Origin of the sequence: Mesorhizobium sp. M8A.F.Ca.ET.161.01.1.1 (assembly GCF_004792105.1) — a bacterium.
GTDB lineage: Bacteria > Pseudomonadota > Alphaproteobacteria > Rhizobiales > Rhizobiaceae > Mesorhizobium.
On record NZ_SRTD01000298.1, the window covers coordinates 1 to 324 of the forward strand.

General features: G+C 67.0%; 1 protein-coding gene. It reads left to right on the forward strand.

The window, feature by feature from the left end; all coding sequences use genetic code 11:
* Window positions 1–324: hypothetical protein (locus EN804_RS35795; RefSeq protein WP_135922385.1), on the forward strand; the 324-nt coding region annotated here is incomplete at both ends.

The window sequence follows — 324 nt, forward strand, 5'->3', positions numbered from 1 at the left end:
CAGGCGGCGATCTTCGTGCCGCGCGAGGCCGGGCCGATGCCGAGCCTGCGCCGCTTCCGCACCGCCGTCACCGTCAACGACCTCAAGGACACGATCTCCCGCTATCTCGGCGTCGAGCGCACCGAACGCTCCTTCCAGTCCTTCGAGAAGAACGAGAACGTCTCGCTGCACGGCAAGGAGCAGGCGAGCATGGACGTCATCCGCTTCTCGGAGCAGTTGCTGGCGAGCGCCGTCGGCTCGTCCTCGGCGCGGCTGATCCTGTCGCTGCTGTTCCGACGCAATGACCGCGACTCCAAGGATGCCTTTCGGCTGCTCGACGACGCC